Origin of the sequence: Vibrio sp. 1151_11, assembly GCF_029478525.1 — a bacterium.
Taxonomy (GTDB): domain Bacteria; phylum Pseudomonadota; class Gammaproteobacteria; order Enterobacterales; family Vibrionaceae; genus Vibrio; species Vibrio anguillarum.
Genome location: NZ_SHMN01000122.1, coordinates 1 through 330, shown reverse-complemented (window position 1 = coordinate 330; position 330 = coordinate 1). Strand labels below are relative to the sequence as shown.

Genomic DNA, 330 nt, shown 5'->3' with positions numbered 1-330 from the left:
AGAAAAGTGACGAGCGTAGCATGCTCGGCGGACGTTTGGATGCTGAAGGTTATTTTGCCGCTAAACTCACAGCGCTAAACAACCCAACACGATCAAGAAACAACAAATATGTGATGACGATTTATTGTTTAAGTCCAGCCATGAGAACATGGAATTCGCCGTTCAATTCAAACCCGATTTAGCTGATAAAAACTCACTTTGCCTAACGCCCGGTTAAGGGGTTGACAACGCACCACTTAACTCAAAAAACACGCCGTAAACGCTGAATTTCAATTTTGAACTAAAGTCGACGAGCGTTGGCAATCCCTCTTTAACCGTTTGTTATGCTTA

1 protein-coding gene is annotated in these 330 nt (G+C 43.0%); it reads left to right on the top strand.

Annotation, left to right across the window (positions count from 1 at the left end):
• The coding region (locus EXZ60_RS19040; protein ID WP_277436166.1) for a hypothetical protein at positions 1-182 on the top strand (182 nt) is incomplete at its 5' end.
• Positions 183-330 lie beyond the last annotated feature (148 nt).